This window comes from Isobaculum melis, from assembly GCF_900111355.1.
Taxonomy (GTDB): domain Bacteria; phylum Bacillota; class Bacilli; order Lactobacillales; family Carnobacteriaceae; genus Isobaculum; species Isobaculum melis.
In genome coordinates this window covers 1-6,093 of the sequence record NZ_FOHA01000036.1, presented here as the reverse complement: position 1 = coordinate 6,093, position 6,093 = coordinate 1, and the positions used below count along the sequence as shown (strand labels likewise).

Here is a 6,093-nt window from a genome sequence, read left to right as displayed (position 1 = left end):
AACATATGAATATAATCTATACAAGCTTCTGCTTCCAGTATTTCTACTCCTTTTCTTTCGCATAGCTGACGTAATATTGCTCCTATGTCTTTTTTTAATCTTCCATAAATCACTTGTCTTCTGTATTTTGGTGCAAATACTATATGATACTTACATTTCCACTTTGTGTGTGCTAAACTGGCTTTGTCCTTCATTGGATATTCCTCCCTTAATCTTTTGTTAGTGGTTGACGAACCAATCTAACTTTAGCATTTTGGGAGGTTTCTTAAAACCCTGAGACACCGCTTGAAGCTCTACTGAACCACAAGCATAGCTCGTGGTTTTCAAAAGATACAAAAAAATAGGACAAGGAAACAAAATGTTTCCTTGTCCTAGAGAGGCAAATCGTCTTATTTTGCTTTAATATAGGTTTCACCATCAGCAGCAGGTGCTTCTGATTTCCCAATAAAGCCAACTAAAACAATAATTGTTAAGGCATAAGGTGCTACTTTTAGATAAATACTTGGCACATCTTGAATGAATGGAATATAGTTACCAATGACACTTAAGCTTTGGGCAAATCCAAAGAAGATGGCAGCGCCCATGGCACCAAGCGGGTTCCATTTCCCAAAGATCATCGCAGCAAGTGCCATAAATCCTTGTCCAGAAATCGTTGAATGAGCAAAGTTCAAGGTAATTGATTGTGCCATTACAGCACCACCAATTGCTCCTAAGAATCCAGAAAGTAAGACACCTGCATAACGCATTTTATAAACATTAATGCCTAATGTATCTGCAGCAAGTGGGTGTTCACCAACTGAACGTAAACGTAAGCCAAATTTAGTTTTATATAAAACAACCCAAGAAATAATTGCCACAATAATCGCAATATAAGCTAGCAATGAGGTTCTCTTAAATAAAATTTCTCCAACGACAGGAATACTACTTAAGAATGGAATATCTACTTTAGCAAAGTTAAAGTTAATAATAGCTGTTTGACCTTTGCCATCAAACATCATTTTGGTTAAAAAGATTGCTAATGCTGGTGCCATTAAGTTCAATACGGTACCACTGACAATATGGTTTGCACGTAAATTAACGGTTGCTACAGCATGAAATAGTGCAAAAACAATCCCAACAATTCCAGCAAAAAGCATGGCAATCCAAGGTGTTGCACTTTGGAATGTATCTGCAAAAGTTAAGTTAAAGGCAATGGCTGAGAAAGCACCAATTGTCATAATCCCTTCTAAACCAACGTTAACAATTCCACTCCGTTCAGAAAAAGTTCCACCTAGTGCGGTGAAAATGAGTGGTGCAGCAAAAAGTAATGCTGAAGAAAATACCGTTGATAATGTAGAAACTAGGTTCACGTTATTCTCCCCCTTCTTTTAAAGCATTTTTTTTAGCTGGCAATTTATCTAGCAAGTAAGTGATTAAATAGCTTGCTCCAACAAAGAAGATAATTAAAGCAATCACAATATCAACTAACTCTTCTGGAACGCCAGCTTCTGTTGGCATCAATAAACCACCCGTTTTCAAAGCGCCAAACAAGACACCTGCAGCAATAATTCCAAATGGGTTACCGCCACCTAATAAGGAAACAGCCATCCCATTAAAACCAAGACCAGGTAAGCTATTTTGTGTAAAGATATTTTTAAAGGTTCCTAAACCTTCCATTGTGCCACCTAAACCAGCTAAGGCACCTGAAATGACCATTGCTAAGATAATATTACGTTTTGTACTCATTCCCGCATATTGTGAAGCAAATGGGTTCATCCCAACAGCACGTAATTCATAACCAGTTGTGGTTTTTTGCATTAAAATCCAAACAATGACACACATTAAAACGGCAATAATAATCCCATAATGTAAACGGGAATAATCGGTTAATTGTTCTAAACCAGGTGAACGTAAGCTAGCTGCATCTGGAATGATTGGTGTCGCATCTTTCCCATCTGTAATAATGTCACGAATCACAAAGTTCGAAAGATATAAAGCAATATAATTCAACATAATGGTAATAATGACTTCACTTGTATTAAAGAAGGCTTTTAACATCCCAGCAATTCCTGCCCAAAAAGCACCAAATAAAGCACCTACAATTAAACAAGCAGGTAATAAAATAAATTTTGGTAGATCAGGGAATGCTAAGGCACACCAAACAGCACCTAACCAGCCTAATAAAGATTGTCCTTCAATACCAATATTAAAGAAACCAGCTGTACTTGCTACAGCAAACGCCAAGGCGGTTAAAATCAATGGTGTTGACTGTCTCAAGGTTTCACCAAAATAACTTAAATCACCAAATGAGCCTTGAATCATCGCACTATAGCCAGCGATTGGATCATGTCCTGAAACCAGCATAATCACTGCACCCATTACTAAACCTAAAATAACAGAAAGTAAGGCAACAATGACACCTTTTAATTTACCATTCATACTATTTGTCAAGAGTAGTGACCTCCTCTGCTGTTGCTTTTCCTTCTTCAACAGCATGAGCTTGTGCTAAACTGGCACCAGCCATTAGTAGTCCTAACTCTTGCTCATTGGTTTCTTTAGGATCAACAACTGCAACAATTTTTCCTTCATACATCACAGCAATACGGTCTGAAACATTGAGAATTTCTTCTAATTCAAAACTCATGAGTAAGACTGCTTTGCCATTATCTCTTTGTTCAATTAAACGTTTATGAATAAATTCAATCGCGCCAACATCTAATCCACGCGTTGGCTGTGCAGCAATCAATAAATCGGGATTGCGGTAAATTTCTCTTGCAATAATTGCTTTTTGTTGGTTACCACCTGATAAAGCACTAGCTGGTACCAATTCATTTGCTGTTCGCACATCAAATTCTTCAATGCGTTCACGTGCAAATTGATTAATTTCTTTATAATTCAAAAATCCATGATTGCTTAAAGGTTTTTGATAGTATGTTTGTAAGGCAATATTTTCCGCCAAGGACATCGGTAAAATGAGGCCAAATTTATGTCGATCTTCTGGAATATGTCCTAAACCAGCTTGTGTAATTTTTCTTGGTGGCAAATTATTAATCATTTGACCATTTAGCTTAATGGTTCCAGCTGATACTTTTGCTAAACCAGTAATTGCCTGAATCAATTCACTTTGACCGTTTCCATCAATTCCTGCAATACCAAGTACTTCTCCAGCACGAACCTCTAAACTCAACTGATTCACCGCATTTAAGCCACGGCTCTCTTTCACAACTAAATCTTCCACTGCTAAAACGATTTCTTTTGGCTCAGCAGCTTTTTTCTCAGTTGTAAATAGTACATTCCGACCAACCATTAAATTAGCCAATCCCTGTTGGGTTGTCGTAGCAACATCAACTGTCTCAATATACTTACCACGTCTAATAACAGTACAACGGTCTGCCACTTCTTTAATCTCATCTAATTTGTGTGTAATGACAATAATTGATTTGCCTTCTTTAACGAGCGACTTCATAATACTCATTAATTCTTCAATTTCTTGAGGTGTCAACACGGCTGTTGGCTCATCAAAAATTAAGATATCGGCTCCTCGATAGAGAGTTTTCAAAATTTCAACACGTTGCTGCATGCCAACCGTAATATCGCGTACTACTACAGACGGATCAACTTTTAATTGATATTTTTCGGAAATATTTTTGATTTCTTTTGTAGCTTCTTTTTTGTTGATAAAACCAAATTTATTTGGTTCACTTCCTAAAATAATGTTTTCCGTTACTGTAAATTTGTCTACCAACATAAAATGTTGATGGACCATACCAATCCCTAATTTATTGGCTGTATTTGGGTCTGTAATATTCACTTTTTGTCCATTCACCCGAATTTCGCCACTTGTCGGCTCTAATAATCCGAATAAAACGTTCATAAGAGTAGATTTTCCAGCACCATTTTCTCCAAGTAAGGCATGTATTTCACCTTTTTTGACTTGTAGATTGATGTTGTCATTTGCAACGAAATCGCCAAACTTTTTGGTGATCCCCAGCATTTCGATTACATAATCTGCCTCTGCCATTATTATTTCACTCCTTTTAAAGTTACGATACGAACACGCTTGCATACATTACATTATACTTTATTTCTGAGCTGTCATCTACACAAATAAAAAGATTTTTAGAGACTATTTTTTCCTTTAGGGAAATTCAAACCTTTTCATTCTTTCTTTATTAAACTTTTCAAAAGAAAAAGCGGTTACAATCTACTTATTTAAACCAATTCTTCCCCAAAATGAAGAATTGACTTAAATAAGTGCCTAAACTAGAAAAACTGCAAGACTGGTTTTTCATCCAGTCTTACAGTCTTTAAGTTAATCATAGACCTCAAAACTAAGGTTTATCAGGAACTTCAATATCCCCACTGATGATTTTTTCTCTGTACTCATCTACTGCTTTTTGTACATCTTCAGTTAAGTTACCTTCTGTTAGGTCAATTGCTTCTTCTTTCAATCCATAAGAGATAACTTCTCCACCAGGGAATTTACCATCTTTTGAACGGTTAGCGATATCTTTAACAGTAGCGCCTACACCTTTTAATGTAGAAGTTAATGTTACGTTACCACCATCATATTTTCCTTCTTCTTCTTGGTCACGGTCAACACCGATTACCCAAACTTTTTTAGAAGGATCATTTTTCATAATATCTTTTGCTTCACTGAATACACCGTTACCAGTTGCACCAGAAGCATGGAAGATTACATCTACGCCATTGTTATACATTGCTGCCGCAATTTGTTGTCCTTTTTCAGGTGCATCAAATGCTTCTGCATAAACAACATCTACTTTGATAGATGGGTCAACTGCTTTAACACCAGCTAAGAAGCCAGCTTCAAAACGACCAATTACTTCGCCTTCCATTCCACCAACAAAACCAATTTTTTTACTTTCAGATGTTTTAGCAGCTGCAATGCCTGCTAAGAATGATGCTTCTTGGTCTTTAAATAAAACTGAAGCAACGTTATCACGATCTTCTACAACTGAATCAATAATAACAAAATTTGTATCCTGACGTTGACCCGCAACTTCTGAGATGGCATCTGTTAATTTATAACCAACTCCGAATACTGTTGTGTAACCTTGTTTAACAGCATTGTTTAAGTTGTTCATATAATCAGCATCTGTATTTGATTGGAAGTAATCAAATCCGCCTTTGCCACGTTCTAAATCGTTTTCTTTGCCCCACTCTTGTAAACCTTCCCAAGCAGATTGGTTAAATGATTTATCATCAACCCCACCAACGTCAGTTACAATTGCAGCTGCATATTTAGAATCTGAACCACCTTTGTCCTTGCTAGAATCTTTGTCTTTGTTACCACCACAAGCAACAAGTGTCATACTTACACCCACACCAAGTGCAAGAAGACCAATTAGGCTACGTTTTTTCACTTTAAAACCCTCCTGAAAAAAATTGTTTTATTAGTGCACTTGAGTTTAATTTTCTGACTCATTCAAGCCACCAACTGGGTTCATTGTATCATCTTTATATAAAAAAATAAACTCTTTTATCCATTAAAAACACGATAATTCGAAACTTTATTTGTTTTTTCATTCACAAATAAAGCGCTTTCTTTTTAATATCGTTGAATTATAGGGTTTTATTAGCTTATTTTACAGATAATACGATTTCCTTACTTTTGTTTATTTTGATGAGAATTTACTCATAATGTATCTATCTACATAAAATTTAAATAGAATCATAAAAATATCGCTATAATCAGAGCTATTTTTAGATATCAAGCACTTAAAAGTTATTTCCATTGAGAGCTTCATATGGTATAGTTTGGTTAGATCCTAAAAAAGAAGTATACATCTTCCACAAGAGAAAGACTAACTATATAAAGTCAAGCCAATATACTGAAAAATGAGTAAGCAGAATAATAGAAATAAGTGCACAACAAATAGACCTTGCTAAGCAATAATTTAAATTGTTCTATTGCCGAATTTCATAGGCTTCATTTTTCTTTAAAATGGCAAAAATAATATAGCAGAGCTTTCTAGAGACAGCGCCAAGTGCTGTGAGATGATGTTTTCCTTCGGAACGTTTCTTCTCATAAAAAGCTTTCAAGACAGGATCATGTTGTGAAGCTACTAAAGCTGCAGAAAACAAGGCCTT

Annotated in this window: 5 protein-coding genes and 1 pseudogene; all 6 read right to left on the bottom strand. The window is 35.8% G+C overall.

Going from position 1 to position 6,093, the window contains the following annotated elements:
• A partial coding sequence (gene tnpA, locus BMW29_RS13730) for an IS200/IS605 family transposase (protein ID WP_143047382.1) occupies positions 1-194 on the bottom strand: 194 nt, incomplete at its 3' end.
• Positions 195-389: 195 nt separating this feature from the next.
• Positions 390-1,349: an ABC transporter permease gene (locus BMW29_RS13725; protein WP_092654322.1), complete on the bottom strand. Its 960-nt coding sequence runs from the start codon at positions 1,347-1,349 to the stop codon at positions 390-392.
• 1 nt (position 1,350) lies between these two features.
• Complete coding sequence (locus BMW29_RS13720) at positions 1,351-2,418, bottom strand: ABC transporter permease (RefSeq protein WP_092654323.1); 1,068 nt, start codon at positions 2,416-2,418, stop codon at positions 1,351-1,353.
• 1 nt (position 2,419) lies between these two features.
• Positions 2,420-4,000, bottom strand: a complete 1,581-nt coding sequence (locus tag BMW29_RS13715) for an ABC transporter ATP-binding protein (RefSeq protein ID WP_092654321.1) — start codon at positions 3,998-4,000, stop codon at positions 2,420-2,422.
• Between the two features lie 310 nt (positions 4,001-4,310).
• Complete coding sequence (locus BMW29_RS13710; protein ID WP_092654320.1) at positions 4,311-5,366, bottom strand: BMP family lipoprotein; 1,056 nt, start codon at positions 5,364-5,366, stop codon at positions 4,311-4,313.
• 544 nt (positions 5,367-5,910) lie between these two features.
• A pseudogene (locus BMW29_RS13705) lies at positions 5,911-6,093 on the bottom strand (IS110 family transposase); the annotation flags it as partial.

Bases quoted from the DNA above. Each gene is read 5' to 3' on its own strand.
- BMW29_RS13720 (WP_092654323.1), bottom strand. From the start codon at position 2,418: ATGAATGGTAAATTAAAAGGTGTCATTGTTGCCTTACTTTCTGTTATT.
- BMW29_RS13715 (WP_092654321.1), bottom strand. From the start codon at position 4,000: ATGGCAGAGGCAGATTATGTAATCGAAATGCTGGGGATCACCAAAAAG.